Here is a 17,936-nt window from a genome sequence, read left to right on the forward strand (position 1 = left end):
CTGAAAATGTGATGAGGTCGGCGCCCGGAGCCCCTGTTTGTCCGTAAACCCGGCTACCGGGTCCTGGCGGAGGGCGGACGGCCGCAGGTGGGAAGCTTGGCGGGTGACCACGCAAGCCGCAGGCGTCCTCGTACTGGCCGGAACTCCCATCGGCGACCCCGCGGACGCCCCGCCGCGGCTCGGCACCGAGCTGGCCGGCGCCGACGTCATCGCCGCCGAGGACACCCGGCGGCTGCGGCGGCTGACCCAGGCGCTCGGCATCGAACCGGCCGGGCGGATCGTGTCCTACTTCGAGGGCAACGAGGCCGGCCGCACCCCGGAACTGGTCGAGGCGCTGGCAGGCGGCGCCCGTGTGGTCCTGGTCACCGACGCGGGCATGCCGTCCGTGTCCGACCCCGGCTACCGGCTGGTCGCCGCGGCCGTCGAACGCGGCATCACCGTGACCGCGGTCCCCGGCCCCTCCGCCGTCCTGACCGCGCTCGCCGTCTCCGGGCTGCCGGTGGACCGCTTCTGCTTCGAGGGCTTCCTGCCCCGCAAGGCCGGCGAGCGGCTGGCCCGGCTGCGCGAAGTCGCCGCGGACCGCAGGACGCTGGTCTACTTCGAGGCCACGCACCGCATCGACGACACCCTCGCGGCCATGGCCGAGGTCTTCGGCGGCGAGCGTCGCGCGGCGGTGTGCCGCGAGCTGACCAAGACGTACGAGGAGGTCCGTCGCGGGCCGCTCGCCGAGCTGGCGCAATGGGCGAAGGACGGCGTCAGGGGCGAGATCACCGTCGTGGTCGAGGGCGCCGCCGCGCCGGGCCCCGCGGACCTCGACCCGGCCGAGATCGTCCGCCGGGTCGCGGCGCGCGAGGCGGCGGGGGAGCGGCGCAAGGAGGCCATCGCGGCGGTCGCGGCGGACGCGGGGCTGCCGAAGCGCGAGGTCTTCGACGCGGTCGTCGCCGCCAAGCACGGCGCGGCCTGACACCCGGCACGGTCCGGTGCCACGGCGCGGCCCGACACCCGGCCCCGTCCGGCGCCATGGTGCGGTCTGACGTACGCCGCGGCCTTGAGCCACGGCGCGGCCTTGTGCCACGGCGCGGCCTTGAGCCGCGGCGCGGCCTTGAGCCCGGCCCGTCCGATGCCGCGGCACGGTATCACCGCGGCTCACCGCGATTCCGTGCTGCGGCCCGGCCGGGGATTTCACAGGTCGCGGGCATGAGGTGAGCAGGGTCGCGCGCACTAAACCGGGCGCATGGCAAAGCAATACCGCCCATCTCCCACATAGACCTCAAATCTGGCTCAAGAGTCGTATAGGCCTACTGCGCCGGGCCGCTGCGGGGCGTTCGCTTGTAGGGAAGTCCCGGTCCGGGCACGGCGCCCGGAGGGCACGCAGGAGCTGCACATGAGCGACACCATAGGAAGCGGGCCGCAGCCGCGGCCGGCCGCCGGCACCGGTGCGAACGTGGTCCACGAGGCGTACTCCTTCGCCTGCATGAACTGCGGTCACGGCTGGGAGCAGGCCTACGAGATCGAGCACCACGTCGACACTTCCGGCCGCCCCTACGTCACCTATCTCGCCGACGGCAGCCAGGTGCCGTCCCCGCTCACCCACCCCACCTGCCAGAACTGCGACGGCCACCGAGTGCACATCATGCGCCCCGGACGGGTCGCCGGCGTGGCCGCCGCCAGGCCCGTGGCGCACCGCCCCGCCCGGGTGCGGCAGGCCACCGCCAGGCCGGCCCGCAACTGGTCCGCGCTCCACTTCCTGCACCGCAGGAGCGACGGGGAGACAGCGGCGGAATGAGCCGGGCTCCCGGTCCCTAGGATCGGGGCATGCCAGACAGGGACACCAAGAGAACGACCGCGCCTCCGGCGCCCGAGCCGCTGAGGGTCGCGGTCGCCGACTCCCACACCCACCTCGACATGCAGTCAGGAAGCGTCGCGGACGCCGTCGCGCAGGCCGCGGCGGTCGGCGTCGACACGCTCGTCCAGGTCGGGTGCGACCTCGCGGGGTCGCGCTGGGCCGCGCGGACGGCTGCCGAGTGGGACCGCATCTGGGCCACGGTGGCGCTTCACCCGAACGAAGCGCCACGAGTGGCGGCCCGCGCCTCCGAAGGGGGCAGGGCGGGGCTCGACGCCGAGATCGACGAGATCGACGCGCTGGCCGCGCTGCCGCAGGTCCTCGGGGTCGGCGAGACCGGCCTCGACTACTTCCGCACCGGCCCCGACGGGGTCCAGGACCAGCAGCACTCCTTCCGGCGGCACATCGACATCGCCAAACGCCACGGCAAGGCGCTGGTCATCCACGACCGGGACGCCCACGCGGACGTCCTGCGCATCCTCCAGGAGGAGGGCGCGCCCTCCTCCGTGGTCTTCCACTGCTACTCCGGCGACGCCGAGATGGCGAAGGTGTGCGCCGAGCGCGGCTACTACATGTCCTTCGCCGGGACCGTCAGCTACAAGTCCGCGCAGAATCTGCGGGACGCGGTCGCCGTCGCCCCGCTCGACCGTCTCCTGGTCGAGACCGACGCGCCCTTCCTGACCCCGGTGCCGCACCGCGGGCGGCCCAACGCGCCCTACCTCATCCCGGTCACACTGCGGGCGATGGCCGCGGCCAGGGGCGACGACGAGGACCGCCTGGCGGCGGCGATCGCCGCCAATACGGCGCGGGCGTTCGGCTACGACACGTGACGGAAATGCGAAGTTTTGCAGCTTTTATGATTTAAAGTCCGGCGTCGTGACCATTCACCTTGCCGGACGGGTACGCAGGCTCGTACCGCAGACGCTCGTCGTCGCGGTACTCGCCGGCGGCGCGGGTGCGTATGTCGTGGCCGAGAAGACCGTACGACTGAGCGTCGACGGGCGGGTGCAGACCGTCCACACGTTCGCCGCGGACGTCGAGGGCGTCCTGCGCCAGCAGCACATCGGGGTCGGCGGGCACGACCTCGTGGCGCCCGAGCCCGGGCGCACGCTGCACAACGGTGACGCCGTGGCCGTACGCTACGGCCGCCCGCTGACACTCACGCTCGACGGGCGGCAGCGGCAGGTCTGGACGACGGGGACGACCGTCGCCGACGCCCTGCGCCAGCTCGGTGTCCGCGCGGACGGGGCCTTCGTGGACGCCTCGCGCGGCGCCGCCATCGGGCGGCGCGGGCTCGAACTCTCCGTACGCACCCAGCGGCGGCTCACCGTCGTGGCGGACGGGCGGGCGCGCATCGTGCGCACGCACGCGGTGACCGTGGGCGGGGCCGTGGCCGACGCCGGGCTCTTCCTCGGCCCCGAGGACACGCTCTCACCGGCCGTGGGCGCCTTCCCGCCGGACGGCGGCACCGCGACGGTCGTACGGGTCCGTACGTCGGAGGCCGTCCGCCGGGAGCCGGTGCCCTACCGGGTCGTACGGCACCACGACGCGCACCTCGCCCGCGGGACCACTGTCGTGGACGTCGAGGGGCGGGACGGGGTGCGTGAGATCCACTACACCGTCCGCACGGTCGACGGCGTGCCAGGGCCGGCCCACGTCCTGAGCACCGAGGTCACCCGGGAGCCCGTGGCCGAGGTCGTCCGCGTCGGCACGTATTCCGCCGGCGCGAGCACCGGCCGGGGCGGCCCCGGCCGGCGCGAGCCTGCCGCCCCCGGCCGGCAGGAGCCCCCCGTGCGGGGCGGGGGCGGCGGCCTCGACTGGCACGGGCTCGCCCAGTGCGAGTCCGGCGGGCGGGTGAACGCGGTCGACCCGTCCGGGCGGTACGGAGGGCTCTACCAGTTCGACACGCAGACCTGGCGGAGCCTGGGCGGGCGGGGGCGGCCGCAGGACGCGAGCGCCGCGGAGCAGACGCTCCGTGCGCAACGGCTTTACGCCTCGCGCGGCGCCGCGCCCTGGCCGGTGTGCGGCCGCCACCTCCTCCACGGCTGAATCGCTCCCCGCGGGGCTTGCCGGCGTTCACAGCGCCGCCGCACTGTGGCCGCCCGCGCAGCTCCCCGCGCCCCCTGGGCGACTGCCCCTTGCGGTGGCGTTGCTTGCCTGCGGCTGCGTCGTGGTCGCTCGCGCAGTTCCCCGCGTCCCTGGGGGGCTCCTCTTGCGGTGGCCTTTGCACGCGCGGTGCGTCGTGGCTTGTCGCGCCGTTCCCCGCGCCCCTGGGGGTTGCCCTCTGCGGCGGGGGGAGCCGTTTTCCGCGGTGAACTCACCCTCTGCGGCGGAGGAAACGTGCCCCGAAGGGGCGCGGAGAACCGCGCGTCGGCCACGATGGTGGGAAAGGTGCGGCGCCACGGCGAGTGGCACCCACCCGGAGGGGCGCGGGGAACTGCGCGTCGGCCACGATGGTGGGAAAGGTGCGGCGCCACGGCGAGTGGCACCCACCCGAAGGGGCGCGGGGAACCGCGCGGCCAGCCACGACGGGCGCGAGGTCGAGGAACGGCACAGGCACCCCGCAGGGGATCGCTCGATTAGCCTAGGGCGCGTGAGTGGCACTGAGAGCGACCCCCTGCTCGGACCCGCCGACGTACGTGAGCTGGCCGCGGCGCTCGGCGTGCGCCCGACCAAGCAGCGCGGCCAGAACTTCGTGATCGACGCGAACACCGTACGGAAGATCGTGCGGACCGCGGGGGTCGGGCCCGGCGACACGGTCGTCGAGGTCGGCCCCGGCCTCGGCTCGCTCACCCTGGCCCTGCTGGAAGCGGCCGCACATGTGACCGCGATCGAGATCGACGACGTCCTGGCTGCGGCGCTGCCCGCGACCGTCGCGGCCCGGCTGCCCGGCAGGGTGGACCGTTTCGACCTGGTCCACAGCGACGCCATGGCGGTGACCGAGCTTCCGGGCCCGCCGCCCACCGCGCTGGTGGCGAACCTGCCGTACAACGTCGCCGTCCCGGTGCTGCTGCACATGCTCGCGACCTTCCCGGGCATCGAGCGCACGCTCGTCATGGTGCAGTCCGAGGTCGCCGACCGGCTCGCCGCCGGGCCCGGCAACAAGGTCTACGGCGTGCCCTCGGTGAAGGCGAACTGGTATGCCGACGTCAAGCGGGCCGGCGCCATCGGCCGCAGCGTCTTCTGGCCCGCGCCCAACGTGGACTCGGGCCTCGTCGCCCTCGCCCGGCGCGACCCGCCCGCCACGACGGCGACCCGCCAGGAGGTCTTCGCCGTGGTCGACGCCGCCTTCGCGCAGCGCCGCAAGACGCTGCGGGCCGCGCTCGCCGGGTGGGCCGGTTCCGCGGCGGCGGCGGAGGCCGCGTTGGTCGCCGCTGGAGTATCCCCGCAGGCACGTGGGGAAGCACTGACCGTCGAGGAATTCGCCGCCGTCGCCGAGCACAAGCCGTAGCCGATCATGAGGAGCCCCCGCCCGTGACTGCCGTCACCGTCCGAGTGCCCGCCAAGGTCAACGTCCAGCTGTCCGTGGGCGGACGACGCCCCGACGGCTTCCACGACCTGGCCACCGTCTTCCTCGCGGTCGGGCTCTACGACCACGTCACCGCCGCACCCGCGGACGGGCTGCGGATCACCGCGGCGGGCCGGGACGTGGCGAGCGTCCCGCTCGACGGGACGAACCTGGCCGCGCGGGCGGCGGTCGCGCTCGCCAAGCGCTACGGGGTCGAGCCGGACGTGCACCTGCACATCGACAAGGACATCCCGGTGGCCGGGGGTATGGCCGGCGGGTCCGCGGACGCGGCGGGCGCGCTGGTCGCGTGCGACGCGCTGTGGGGGATCGGCGCTCCCCGCGAGGAACTGCTCGCGCTGTGCGCGGACCTCGGCAGTGACGTGCCGTTCAGCCTGGTGGGGGGCGCCGCGCTCGGGGTCGGGCGCGGGGAGATCCTGACGCCGCTGGAGGTCGGCGGGGAATTCCACTGGGTCTTCGCCGTCGCCGAAGGGGGCTTGTCCACGCCGGACGTCTACCGCGAGTGCGATCGCCTGCGGCGGGCCGGCGGGGGGAGTGACCTCGCCGCGGACCTTGCCGAGCCGGCGGCTGACCCCGCGCTCGTCGCCGCGCTGCGGGAGGGGTCGGCCGAGGCGCTCGCCGGGGCGCTGTCCAACGACCTCCAGGCCGCTTCCGTCGGCCTGCGGCCGGGGCTCGCCGACACACTTGGCGCCGGGCTCGCGGGCGGCGCCCTTGCCGCGCTTGTCTCCGGGTCGGGGCCGACCTGTGCGTTTCTCGTGCCCTCGGCTCCGGAGGCCGCCTCGCTTGCCGCCGCGCTGCCCTTCCGGGCCTATCCGGCCCTCTCGCCGGCCCCGGGCGCCACCCTTCTCTGACCCCCGCCGCCGCCCGGCCGGGCCTGTGTCGTTCCTCGACCACGGGCCCGTCGTGGCCGGTGGTGCGGTTCCCCGTGCCCCTGGGTCGGTGCCATGTGCCGTGGCGCCGCACCTTTCCCACCATCGTGGCCGAGCGCGCAGTTCCCCGCGCCCCTTCGTGGCACGTTTCCTCCGCCGCTGAGGCCGCGGGAAGCGGCTCCCCCGCCGCAGAGGGCAGCCACCAGGGGCGCGGGGAACTGCGCGGGCGGCCATGACGCAGCCGCAGGCGGGCACGCCACCGCAAGGGGCAGCCCTCCAGGGGCGGCCCGGAAGCAGGGCGGGGCGGGGGGTGCGGGGCGATTAGGGTGAGGGGAGAGAGATGTTCCCCTGCGCTTGGAGAGACGAGAAGTGGCCGTCAACCTGGTCAACGTCGAAGCCGTCGGCAAGACGTACGGCACGCGCGCCCTGCTGGAAGCCGTGTCGCTCGGCGTGTCGGAGGGTGACCGGATCGGGGTCGTCGGCCGGAACGGCGACGGCAAGACCACGCTCGTACGGATGCTCGCGAAGCTGGAGGAGCCCGACGCGGGACGCGTGACGCACCAGGGCGGGCTGCGGCTCGGCGTGCTGACGCAGCACGACAGCCTGGACCCGGCGGCGACCGTGCGGCACGAGGTCGTCGGGGACCGGGCGGACCACCAGTGGGCGGGGGACGCCAGGATCAGGGACGTGCTGACCGGGCTGTTCGGCGGGCTGGACCTGCCGGGCTTCCCGGCCGGCCTCGACACGGTGATCGGGCCATTGTCGGGCGGCGAGCGGCGGCGTATCGCGCTGGCGAAGCTGCTGATCGACGAGCAGGACCTGATCGTGCTGGACGAGCCGACCAACCACCTGGACGTGGAGGGCATCGCCTGGCTCGCGGCCCACCTGCGGGTCCGCAGGTCCGCGCTGGTGGTGGTGACCCACGACCGCTGGTTCCTCGACCAGGTGTGCACCCGGATGTGGGACGTGCAGCGCGGCACGGTGTACGAGTACGAGGGCGGTTACAGCGACTACGTCTTCGCCCGCGCCGAGCGCGAGCGCATCGCGGCGACCGAGGAGACCAAGCGGCAGAACCTGGTCCGCAAGGAACTGGCGTGGCTGCGCAGGGGCGCGCCCGCGCGTACGTCGAAGCCGCGGTTCAGGATCGAGGCGGCGAACGCCCTGATCGAGGACGTGCCGCCGCCCCGCGACACGGCGGAGCTGATGAAGTTCGCCAACTCCCGTCTGGGCAAGACCGTTTTCGAGCTGGAGGACGTGACGGTCACGGCCGGGCCGAAGCAGTTGCTGCGGCACATCACCTGGCAGCTCGGCCCGGGCGACCGGGTCGGCCTGGTGGGGGTGAACGGCGCGGGCAAGACGTCGCTGCTCAAGGTGCTCGCGGACGCGGCGGTGACCGACGGCGACGCGCAGCCGGCCGCGGGCCGGGTCGTGGTGGGCAAGACCGTGCGGCTGGCGTATCTGTCGCAGGAGGTCGCGGAGCTGGACCCGGCCCTGCGGGTGCTCCAGGCGGTGGAGGCGGTACGGCAGCGGGTCGACCTGGGCAAGGGCCGGGAGATGACCGCGGGGCAGCTGTGCGAGAAGTTCGGCTTCACCAAGGAGAAGCAGTGGACGCCGGTCGGCGACCTGTCCGGCGGTGAGCGGCGCCGGCTCCAGCTGCTGCGGCTGCTGATGGACGAGCCGAACGTGCTGTTCCTTGACGAGCCGACCAACGACCTGGACATCGAGACGCTGACCCAGTTGGAGGACCTGCTCGACGGCTGGCCGGGCTCGATGGCCGTGATCAGCCACGACCGCTACTTCCTCGAGCGCACCACCGACCGGGTCTTCGCGCTGCTGGGCGACCAGAGCCTGCGGATGCTGCCGCGCGGGGTGGACGAGTATCTGGAGCGCCGCCGGGCGATCGCGGAGGCCGCCGCGCCGCCGGCGCCGCAGGCGAAGGAGAAGCCGGCCGGCGACACCCGGGCGGCGAAGAAGGAACTCCAGCGCATCGAGCGGCAGTTGGACAAGGTCGGCGTCAAGGAGAAGACGCTGCACACCCGGATCACCGAGCACGCGACGGACTTTGCGAAGGTGGCCGAAATCGACGCGGAGCTGCGGGCGTTGCGCGAGGAGCGCGAGGACCTGGAGATGCGCTGGCTCGAACTGGCCGACGACGCAGGGTGACAGCGGTCGGGGCAGGTCGGGTCGGGGAGAACGTGTAGCAGGCCGGTAACGGAACAGCGGCGGCCCACGGGGGCAATGGTGCCGGGGTGATAGAAAGATTTTCCGCCCGCCTGACCTGAAACCGTGAGCACGAAGAGGTCCCGCTGATGTCGCAGCCGCCCCCGCCGCCAGGCAACCCGCCCGAGTTCGGGAAGTCCGACGGCGCCGTGCCGCCCCCGCCGGGTCCTCCGCAGCAGCCGCAGCAGCAGCCGCAGACTCCGCCCCCGCCGCCGGGCTACGGCTACCCGGCGCAGACCCCGCCGCCGCCCCCGGGCGGCGGTTACGGCTACCCGGCCGCGGGTCAGCCGCCGGCCGGTGACAACCCGTACGCGCAGCCGGTGCCGCCGGCGCAGAATCCGTACGCGCAGGCGCCCACCCAGGCGGCCTTCCCGCACCAGCAGCTGCCGCCGCAGACCCCGCCGCCCCCGCCGTACGCGGGCGGCGCCCCGCAGCCGTACCCGGGGCAGCCGCAGTACGGCCAGGTGCCGCCGCAGGGGCCGTACGGCTACCCGGCCCAGCCGCAGTATCCCGGCGGTCCCGGCGGCGGGCGCTCCACCAGCAAGCTGCTGATCATCATCGCGGCCGTGGTGGCGGCGGTGCTGGTGATCGGCGGCGGTGTCTACTTCGCGACCAGGGGCGGCGACGACAAGCCGGGTCCCAAGCCGATCGCGCAGAGCAGCAGCGCCGGCCCGACCGCGGCCCCGCACTCCAGCGAGCTGCAGTTCGGCTGGGACAAGCAGGCCGACAAGGTCGCGGAGAAGGACAACCTCAAGACGGTCTTCGGGATCTGGTTCACCGACAAGTACGTGGTGAAGGGCGAGATCGACAAGATCGTCGCCTATGACGTCGCCACCGGGAATCCGACCTGGACGCTGCCCGCCCCCTCCCGCGGCGACTGCGCGGCGGCCAAGGACACGTACCATAACCTGGCCGCCGTCCAGTACGGCCCCAGCTGCAACCAGGTGATGGTCTTCGACCTGACCACCGGGGTCCAGAAGTGGTCGGCGATCCTGCCGGGCGCCACCGGCAGCAAGACCGACTTCGACTACTCGCAGATGGCGATCAGCGGTGACACGGTCGGCGTCGACTGGCTCAGCGGGTCCATCGGTTACCGGCTGTCCACCCAGAAGGTCCTGTGGCAGGGCGGCAACGGCAACTGCGAGGACGACGGCTACGCCGGCGGCAGCCAGTTCGTGGTGATCGTCAACTGCGACTACAAGACCTACAAGGTCCAGGTCATCGACCCCGACAGCAGCGGCAAGGCGAAGTGGTCCTGGGAGGCCCCGGGCGGCACCGAGGTCAACGCGATCGTGTCCACCGACCCGGTCGTGGTGGTGCTCGGCACCGCGAACAGCAACTCCACCGACGTGGTCACCCTCGCGAACGGCCGGATGCAGTCCCGGATCTCGCTGGGCACCGACAAGTACGATGTCTCGCTCGGCGACAACGGCGCGCAGGATGTGCACAATGTGCTGGTCAGCAAGGACACCGTCTATCTGACGCTGCGAAGCCAGGGCGACAGCAAGGGCCAGGTGCTGAGCGGCATCGTCGCCTTCAACACCGCCGACGGCAAGCAGAAGTGGGTCGCCAAGCCCGCCGACAAGCAGGACATCGTCGGCCTGGACTTCGTGGACGGCCAGCTGCTCGCCCTCGAACCGCCGGACTACGACGTGCCGGGGCAGCTGGTCACCATCGACCCGGCGACCGGCGCGATGAAGAAGTTCGCGAGCTTCGCCGACGGCTCCAAGGACCACATCGACCTGTCCGACCTGGAGAACTACCCGTACTGGCGCAACGGTCACTTCTACGTCGTGACCCACACCGTCTACGAGGGCAACGACGACGAGAAGTACCTGGTCGACTTCCACTGACGGCCCGCACCGACCCGTTCGCGCGCCCCCTGCCGGCAGGCAGCCCGGAATTCCCGGAAACTTCTGCCCGGTTGGGGGCGCGCGCCATGCGGTGAGCGTGTAGCTTCGCGGCCTGGAGCCATACCGCCCGGGGGGCGCGGTTGGGACCGGCTCGGGCGCGGTATGCGTAGGGAACGGGGGCGGCTGCGGAGCGGACCCCGGGGGGATAGGGGATGGCCGACATGGGCGTACGCCTCGTGGTGGTCGACGACCACCGGCTGCTCGCCGAGGCGTTGGCCTCGGCGCTCAAGCTGCGGGGGCACCGGGTGCTTGCCGCGTCCGCGCCCGCGGCCGGGGCGGCGGAGCTGGTGCTGAGCCGGTCGCCCGAGGTGTGTCTGTTCGGCACGGCGGCGCCGGCCGAGCCCGGCGCCTTCGACGCGGTCGCCAGGATCAAGCGGGAGCGGCCCGGGGTCGCGGTGGTCGTCCTCGGCCCGGTGCCCGACCCGCGCGGCATCGCGGCGGCCTTCGCGGCCGGCGCGTCGGGCTACGTACGCCACGACGAGCGGATCGAGGGCGTGGAGCGGGCCATGGCCAAGGCGCGGGCCGGTGAGGTCGCGGTGGCGCAGCCGCTGCTGCAGGGCGCCTTCGCCGAACTGCTCAACCCGGCCCAGCAGCCGGACGACGAGGGCATGCGGCTGCTCGAACTGCTGACCCCGCGCGAGATCGAGGTGCTGGTGCGGGTCGCCGAGGGCGAGGACACCCGGCTGATCGCGGCCGGGATGCGGATCGCGCCCAGCACCGCGCGTACCCACGTGCAGCGGGTGCTGATGAAGCTGGGCGTCGGCTCCCGGCTCGAAGCGGCGGCACTGGCCGCGCGCACCGGCCTGCTCGACCGCGCGGCGGCCCCCGGAGTGCGCTGAACCGCACGTCCGGCCATTCATCTGTTCGGCTTTGTTTGGTTGTGCCCGAAACGGACACGGCTCCGCCCTGCGCTCATGAAGTCAACTTCACCTGCCCTCGCGCATTGACTGCACTGTTCTGTCATGATTCATTGTGTGCGGTTATGTTGGGTGATTGTGGTGTGAGGGGTCTGTAGGGTGAAGAAGACGACGACCCGGCTCGCGGACGGCCGCGAACTGATCTACTACGACGCCGACGACACGGCCGACGCGGTCATCCGTGACGCCGTCGACCGCCGTCCGCTGGAGCCCGTCGCCACCCATTCCGAACTGCGCCACGACCGCCTGCTCGGCGACACCGTGGCCATCGCCTCGCACCGCCAGGGCCGCACCTACCACCCGCCGGCCGACGAATGCCCGCTGTGCCCCTCGCGCGAGGGACGGCTCAGTGAGATACCCGGCACCGACTACGAGGTCGTCGTCTTCGAGAACCGCTTCCCCTCGCTGGCGGGCGACGCGGGGCGCTGCGAGGTGGTCTGCTTCACCTCCGACCACGACGCCTCGTTCGCCGACCTCAGCGAGGCGCGCGCCCGGCTCGTGCTCGACGCCTGGATCGACCGCACCAGGGAGCTGTCCCAACTTCCCGGCGTCGTCCAGGTCTTCCCCTTCGAGAACCGCGGCAAGGAGATAGGCGTCACCCTCGGCCACCCGCACGGCCAGATCTACGGCTACCCGTTCGTCACCCCGCGCACCTCGCTCATGCTGAGCGCCCTCGCCGGGCACCGCGAACGCACCGGCCGCAACCTCTTCGACGACATCCTCGCCGACGAGACCGCCGACGGCCGGCGGATCGTGCTGGCGGGCGAGCACTGGACCGCGTTCGTCCCGCACGCCGCCCACTGGCCCTACGAGGTGCACCTCTTCCCGCACCGCCGGGTGCCGGACCTGCTCGCCCTCGACGAGGACGCGCGCGCCGAATTCCCGCGCGTCTACCTGGAGCTGCTGCGCCGCTTCGACCGGATCTTCGGCCCCGGGCAGCCGCGCACCCCGTACATCTCCGGCTGGCACCAGGCGCCCTTCGGCACGCCCGAGCGGCGGGAGTTCGGGCTGCATCTGGAGCTTTTCACGATTCGCCGCACGTCGGGCAAGCTTAAGTATCTTGCGGGGTCCGAATCGGGCATGGGCGCGTTCATCAACGACGTACCGCCCGAGGCCGCCGCGCTGCGACTGCGAGAGGTAGCGAGTCAGTGAGTAAGAGCCCCCTGAAGCTGCTGGTCACCGGTGGAGCCGGATACGTCGGCGGTGTGGTCGCCGCCCATCTGCTGGCCGCCGGGCACCGGGTGACCGTTCTGGACGACCTGTCCACCGGCTTCCGGGAGGGCGTCCCGGACGGCGCCGACTTCGTCGAGGGCCGGATCCAGGACGCGGCCAAGGTGCTCGACGGCTCCTACGACGCCGTGCTGCACTTCGCCGCGTCGTCGCAGGTCGGCGAATCCGTCGCCGACCCGGCCAAATACTGGCGGAACAACGTCGGCGGCAGCCTCGAACTGCTCGACGCCATGCGCGACTCCGGGGTCGGCACACTGGTCTTCTCCTCCACCGCCGCCACTTACGGCGAGCCCGCGAGCGTCCCCATCACCGAGGACGCCGTCACCGCCCCCACCAACCCCTACGGCGCCACCAAGCTCGCCGTCGACCACATGATCGGCGCCGAGTGCGCCGCCCACGGCCTGGCCGCCGTCTCCCTGCGGTACTTCAACGTGGCGGGCGCGTACGGCAGGCACGGCGAGCGCCACGACCCCGAGTCGCACCTGATCCCGCTGGTCCTCCAGGTCGCCCAGGGCCGGCGCGAAGCCATCTCGGTCTTCGGCGAGGACTATCCGACGCCCGACGGCACCTGCCTGCGCGACTACATCCATGTCGCCGACCTGGCCGAGGCGCACCTGCTCGCGCTCGACCACGCCACCGCGGGCGAGCACCTGATCTGCAACCTCGGCAACGGCAGCGGATTCTCCGTCCGCGAGGTCATCGACACCGCCCGCCAGGTCACCGGGCACCCCATCCCCGCGACCGTGCAGCCGCGCCGGGCCGGCGACCCCGCCGTCCTGGTGGCCTCCGCGCAGCGCGCGCACGACCGGCTCGGCTGGCAGCCCAGCCGCACCGACCTCGCGGAGATCGTCCGCGACGCATGGAACTTCGCTCAATCCCTCGGGGAGGACGCACAATGACGGACCTCGGCATAGCCTTCAAGGACGTCTTCGGACGCGCGCCCGAGGGCTGCTGGGCGGCCCCCGGACGGGTGAACCTGATCGGCGAGCACACCGACTACAACGACGGCCATGTGCTGCCCTTCGCGCTCGCGCAGACCACCAGGGCCGCCGTCGCGCGCCGCGACGACGGCCTGCTGCGGGTCCATTCCGCCGACATGGACGGCGGCGTGGTCGAACTTCGCCTCGGCGACCTCGCCCCCGGCCGCGCCGCGGGCTGGGCCACCTATCCCGCGGCCGTCCTGTGGACCCTGCGCGAGGCCGGCCACCCGGTCGGCGGCGCCGACATCCACTACGACAGCACCGTGCCGGTCGGCGGCGGCCTGTCCTCCTCCGCCGCCCTCCAGGTCGTCACCGGGCTGGCCCTCGGCGATCTGCACGGCGTGGACATCACCCGGCAGGAACTGGCGCTGCTCTGCCAGCGCTCGGAGAACGTCTACGTCGGCGCGCCGGTCGGCGTCATGGACCAGACCGCGTCCGCGTGCTGCACCGAGGGGCACGCGCTGCACCTCGACGTCCGCGGGCTCGAACAGCGCCAGGTGCCGCTGGACCTGGTGGGCGCGGGCCTCACGCTGCTGGTGGCCGACACCCGGGTCAAGCACGCCCACGCGGACGGGGCGTACGCCGCGCTGCGGTCCGGCTGCGAGGCGGCTGCCGCGGCGCTGGGCCTGGCCTCGCTGCGGGACGTGCCGTACGAGGGCCTGGACGCGGCCCTGGCCGCCCTGCCTGACGAGCCCGACGGGCGGCTGCGCCGGCTCACCCGGCACATCGTCACCGAGAACCGGCGGGTCGAGGAGGTCATCGCCCTGCTCGACGCCGGGCGCATTCGCGAGATCGGTCCGGTGCTCACCGCCGGGCACGTGTCCCTGCGGGACGACTTCCGGATCTCCTGCCCCGAACTCGACCTCGTCGTCGACACGGTGCTCGCCTGCGGCGCGCTCGGTGCGCGGATGACCGGTGGCGGCTTCGGGGGTTCCGCGATCGCGCTCGTCCCTGCGGAGCAGGCGGGCGCCGTGACCGCGGCCGTCCAGGCCGCCCTCCCGGCGGCCCGCGTCTTCCCGGCCACCCCCTCCCCGGGCGCGCACCCGCTGGCGCGGGCCTGAGGCTTGCCCCTCCGCTGGCGCGGGCCGGGGGGGTGCCGGCTGCGTCGGCGGGTGCGCCTCCCCCGGGCGCGGGGGTCTGGCGGTTCCCCTTCGGCAGGGGGGTGCCCACCCGGGGGCGCGGGCCGGGGGGGTGCCGGCTGCGTCGGCGGGTGCGCCTCCCCCGGGCGCGGGGGTCTGGCGGTTCCCCTTCGGCAGGGGGGTGCCCACCCGGGGGCGCGGGCCTGGGGGTGCCGGCTGCGTCGGCGGGTGCGCCTCCCCCGGGCGCGGGGGTCTGGCGGTTCCCCTTCGGCAGGGGGGTGCCCACCCGGGGGCGCGGGCCTGGGGGTGCCGGCTGCGTCGGCGGGTACGCCTCCCCCGGGCGCGGGGGTCTGGCGGTTCCCCTTCGGCAGGGGGTGCCTACCAGGGGCGCGGGGAACTGCGCGCTGAGCCGGCCACCGGCCAGTGGTCCGGATCGGACCGAAGAGACCCTTCGGGTCGGTGGCGACCCGCGCCCCCGGAGGGGGCTGGTCGCGCAGTTCCCCGCGCCCCTGGGGTGGTGCGGTCCGTCCGCACACGACGGTGAGTGGTGGGTTGCTCGCGCCGTTCCCCACGCCCCTGTATGGCGCCGCCTTACGCAGCAAGTAACCCCGGCCCCGCGGCAGCGGAGGCGCACGGCCTGCGTCACGGTCGCCCCGGCCCCGCGGCAGCGGAAGGGCGCCGCCTTACGCAGCAAGTAACCCCGGCCCCGCGGCAGCGGAGGCGCACGGCCTGCGTCACGGTCGCCCCGGCCCCGCGGCAGCGGAAGGGCGCCGCCTTACGCAGCAAGTAACCCCGGCCCCGCGGCAGCGGAGGCGTACCCGCCGACGCCACGGCGCCCCGGTCCCGCGGCAGCGGAGGCGCAGGGCGGCCCGGGCGGTGCGCACCGACCTGGATCGCGGGTACAGGCGGAAGCCCAGATTCGGAACTTCCGCCAAGTCGGCTCCAATACCCGGGGGAACCCCTACGCTTTTCCCACAGCGCCGGTGGGGGCCGGCGTTCATCAGGGGGCGAGACGCACGGGATTCGGCACCCGTGCCCGGGGCGGCGGCCCCGTCACGGGTGCCGGATCCCACGCGGTGGCGCCCCGCCACTGGGGGAGTGCCGTACACCGGGAGTGGTGTCCGTGGGACGAATTCGCGTTCTCGTCGTCGATGACCATCGCATCTTCGCCGAGTCGCTCGCCGCCGCACTGGCGGCGGAACCCGACGTCGACGTGTCGGCGGCCGGCAGCGGCCCCGCCGCCCAGCGCTGCCTGGACCGCGCGGCGGTCGACGGCCGGCGTTACGACGTACTGCTGGTCGACGCCGACCTGGGCACAGGTCCGCGGGACCGGCCGCAACTGGCCGCCGTACCACCGCTGTCGGAACAGCGGCCGGCCGAGCCGCGCGACCCCGTCATCGACGGCCTCGCGCTGGTCGAACGGGTCCGCGCCGAGCACGCCGGCACCCGTACGGTCGTGCTGGCCGAGCGGGACGATCCGGTGCGGGCGGCCGGCGCGCTGCAGGCCGGGGCGTCCGGCTGGGTCGCCAAGGACTGCTCGCTGTCCCGGCTGCTCGCCGTGGTGCGCGGGGTGCTGCGGGACGAGACGCATCTGCCGCCCGCGCTGCTGACCGGCGTCCTGCGGGAGCTGACCGCGGCCCGCAGGCACCGCACCGAGAGCGAGCAGCTGGTCGAGTCGCTGACACCGCGCGAGCAGGAGGTGCTGCGCTGTATGGTCGCCGGGCTCGGCCGCAAGGCGGTCGCGGAGCGGCTGTTCCTGTCGCCGCACACGGTGCGCACCCATATGCAGAATGTGCTGGGCAAGCTCGGCGTGCACTCGACGCTCGCGGCCGTGGCGCTGGCCCGGCGGGCGGGGGTGGGGCCGGTGGAGCTGGTCCCGTCAGGTGGGGACGTTGTCGAAAGGCGCGGTCAGCTGTCGTAGCAGCGCCGCCAGCTCGGCCCGCTGGGCCCGGCTCAGCTCGCCCAGGATGGCGCGTTCCTGGGCGAGCAGGCCGGCCAGTGCCCGGTCGGCGCGGTCCTGGCCCGCCGGGGTGAGCCTGACCAGCACGCCGCGCCGGTCGAAGGGGTCCGGGAGCCGCTCGACCAGCCGCTTCTCGGCGAGCCTGTCGATCCGGTTGGTCATCGTGCCCGAGGTGACCAGGGTCTGGGTGAGCAGCTGCCCGGGGGAGAGCTGATACGGGGTGCCCGCCCGCCGCAGCGCGGTGAGCACGTCGAATTCCCACGGCTCCAGGCTGTGCTCCGCGAAGGCCAGGCGCCGGGCCCTGTCCAGGTGCCTGGCCAGCCTGCTGACCCGGCTGAGCACCTCAAGCGGTTCGACGTCGAGGTCGGGGCGCTCTCGGCGCCATGCAGCGACCAGCCGGTCGACCTCGTCCTCCATGGAGATCAGTGTAATAGGTCTGTCGATATGAAGTCTCTTGACATCAAGATATCCACGGGAGGAGCCTGGAAAGGGGGCAGAATCCCGCCCTCCGATTCCGGCAGCGGTTCCGTACCACCAGGGAGTACGAACGATGCACGCAGCACCGACGTGGGACCCTCACCAGTATCTCCGGCACGCCACCCACCGCACGCGCCCGTTCCTCGACCTGCTGGCCCGGGTGCCCGGGCTGCCCGGCGGGGACGCCCCGCGTATCGCGGACATCGGCTGCGGTCCCGGCAATGTCACCGCGCTGCTCGCCGACCGCTGGCCCGCCGCCCGTATCACCGGCTTCGACAGCTCCCGCGAGATGCTGGCCTCGGCGGCGGACCGCGCGGGAGCCACCGCGGGCGGCGGCTCCCTGGACTTCCGCCTCGCCGACGCCGCCGTGTGGACCCCCGGCGAGCCGTACGACCTGATCGTCTCCAATGCCGCGCTCCAGTGGGTGCCCGGCCACGCCGACCGCTTCGGCGACTGGCTCGACCACCTCACCCCGGGCGGCACCCTCGCCTTCCAGGTCCCGGGCAATTTCACCGCCCCGAGCCACGCGCTGCTGGCCGAGCTGTGCGACACCCCGCAGTGGCGCGCCCGGCTCGCCGGCCACGGCCGCCGCTATGTGCACATCCTCAGCCCGGCCGACTATCTGGAGCGCCTGACGGTGCTCGGCTGCGAGGTGGTGGACGTCTGGGAGTCCACCTATGTGCAGCTGCTGGAGGGCGAGGACCCGGTGCTGGAATGGACCAAGGGCACCGCACTGCGCCCGGTCCTGACCGCCCTGGAGGGCGACCCCGCCGCGGCGCGGGAATTCGTCGGGCAATACCGCGACCTGCTGCGCAAGGCGTATCCGCCGGGGCCGCACGGCACGGTCTTCCCCTTCCGCCGGATCTTCGCCGTCGCCCGCGCCGCCGGGAGCGCCCGCTGACCGCCTGGTGCGCCCCCTGCG

15 protein-coding genes are annotated in these 17,936 nt (G+C 73.6%); 14 read left to right on the top strand and 1 reads right to left on the bottom strand.

The annotated features are described in order from the left end of the window. Nucleotides 1-103: 103 nt before the first annotated feature. From rsmI to OHA86_RS24045, 13 genes are all read left to right on the top strand, one after another. The gene (gene rsmI, locus OHA86_RS23985) at nucleotides 104-964 is read left to right on the top strand and encodes a 16S rRNA (cytidine(1402)-2'-O)-methyltransferase (protein WP_329178368.1); all 861 of its coding nucleotides are present in this window, start codon (nucleotides 104-106) and stop codon (nucleotides 962-964) included. Nucleotides 965-1,384: 420 nt separating this feature from the next. Beyond that, the gene (locus OHA86_RS23990) at nucleotides 1,385-1,786 is read left to right on the top strand and encodes a hypothetical protein (RefSeq protein WP_443071867.1); all 402 of its coding nucleotides are present in this window, start codon (nucleotides 1,385-1,387) and stop codon (nucleotides 1,784-1,786) included. 29 nt (nucleotides 1,787-1,815) lie between these two features. Then, complete coding sequence (locus OHA86_RS23995) at nucleotides 1,816-2,673, top strand: TatD family hydrolase (RefSeq protein WP_329178369.1); 858 nt, start codon at nucleotides 1,816-1,818, stop codon at nucleotides 2,671-2,673. Nucleotides 2,674-2,719: 46 nt separating this feature from the next. After that, nucleotides 2,720-3,892 carry a ubiquitin-like domain-containing protein gene (locus OHA86_RS24000; RefSeq protein ID WP_329178372.1) on the top strand — a complete coding sequence of 391 codons (1,173 nt, stop codon included), beginning with the start codon at nucleotides 2,720-2,722 and terminating at the stop codon, nucleotides 3,890-3,892. Nucleotides 3,893-4,436: 544 nt separating this feature from the next. Then, nucleotides 4,437-5,294 carry a 16S rRNA (adenine(1518)-N(6)/adenine(1519)-N(6))-dimethyltransferase RsmA gene (gene rsmA / locus OHA86_RS24005; RefSeq protein WP_329178374.1) on the top strand — a complete coding sequence of 286 codons (858 nt, stop codon included), beginning with the start codon at nucleotides 4,437-4,439 and terminating at the stop codon, nucleotides 5,292-5,294. A gap of 23 nt (nucleotides 5,295-5,317) precedes the next feature. After that, nucleotides 5,318-6,220, top strand: coding sequence for a 4-(cytidine 5'-diphospho)-2-C-methyl-D-erythritol kinase (locus OHA86_RS24010; protein ID WP_329178376.1), 903 nt, complete (start codon nucleotides 5,318-5,320; stop codon nucleotides 6,218-6,220). Between the two features lie 387 nt (nucleotides 6,221-6,607). Next, nucleotides 6,608-8,401 (top strand): ABC-F family ATP-binding cassette domain-containing protein, encoded by a 1,794-nt coding sequence (locus OHA86_RS24015; RefSeq protein ID WP_329182533.1) that lies wholly within the window; start codon nucleotides 6,608-6,610, stop codon nucleotides 8,399-8,401. A gap of 146 nt (nucleotides 8,402-8,547) precedes the next feature. Continuing rightward, on the top strand, nucleotides 8,548-10,311 hold the full coding sequence (locus OHA86_RS24020) for a hypothetical protein (RefSeq protein WP_329178378.1): 1,764 nt from the start codon (nucleotides 8,548-8,550) through the stop codon (nucleotides 10,309-10,311). A 221-nt stretch (nucleotides 10,312-10,532) separates the two neighbouring features. After that, nucleotides 10,533-11,210: a response regulator transcription factor gene (locus OHA86_RS24025; protein ID WP_329182534.1), complete on the top strand. Its 678-nt coding sequence runs from the start codon at nucleotides 10,533-10,535 to the stop codon at nucleotides 11,208-11,210. Between the two features lie 177 nt (nucleotides 11,211-11,387). Then, complete coding sequence (gene galT / locus OHA86_RS24030) at nucleotides 11,388-12,440, top strand: galactose-1-phosphate uridylyltransferase (RefSeq protein WP_329178380.1); 1,053 nt, start codon at nucleotides 11,388-11,390, stop codon at nucleotides 12,438-12,440. After that, nucleotides 12,437-13,417 carry a UDP-glucose 4-epimerase GalE gene (gene galE / locus OHA86_RS24035; protein ID WP_329178382.1) on the top strand — a complete coding sequence of 327 codons (981 nt, stop codon included), beginning with the start codon at nucleotides 12,437-12,439 and terminating at the stop codon, nucleotides 13,415-13,417. Before galT ends, galE begins: the two co-directional genes overlap by 4 nt. Further along, nucleotides 13,414-14,559, top strand: coding sequence for a galactokinase (galK, locus tag OHA86_RS24040; RefSeq protein WP_329178384.1), 1,146 nt, complete (start codon nucleotides 13,414-13,416; stop codon nucleotides 14,557-14,559). Before galE ends, galK begins: the two co-directional genes overlap by 4 nt. 1,141 nt (nucleotides 14,560-15,700) lie before the next feature. Next, nucleotides 15,701-16,498: a response regulator transcription factor gene (locus tag OHA86_RS24045; protein WP_329178386.1), complete on the top strand. Its 798-nt coding sequence runs from the start codon at nucleotides 15,701-15,703 to the stop codon at nucleotides 16,496-16,498. Here OHA86_RS24045 and OHA86_RS24050 read toward each other — a convergent pair. Beyond that, a complete protein-coding gene (locus OHA86_RS24050) occupies nucleotides 16,457-16,954 on the bottom strand; it encodes a MarR family winged helix-turn-helix transcriptional regulator (RefSeq protein ID WP_329178388.1) in 498 nt (165 codons plus the stop codon). The genes OHA86_RS24045 and OHA86_RS24050 overlap by 42 nt on opposite strands. Before the next feature lie 133 nt (nucleotides 16,955-17,087). Between OHA86_RS24050 and OHA86_RS24055 the strand changes: the two genes are divergently transcribed. Beyond that, complete coding sequence (locus OHA86_RS24055) at nucleotides 17,088-17,915, top strand: trans-aconitate 2-methyltransferase (protein WP_329178389.1); 828 nt, start codon at nucleotides 17,088-17,090, stop codon at nucleotides 17,913-17,915. Nucleotides 17,916-17,936 lie beyond the last annotated feature (21 nt).

Origin of the sequence: Streptomyces sp. NBC_01477 (assembly GCF_036227245.1) — a bacterium.
Taxonomy (GTDB): Bacteria; Actinomycetota; Actinomycetes; order Streptomycetales; family Streptomycetaceae; genus Actinacidiphila.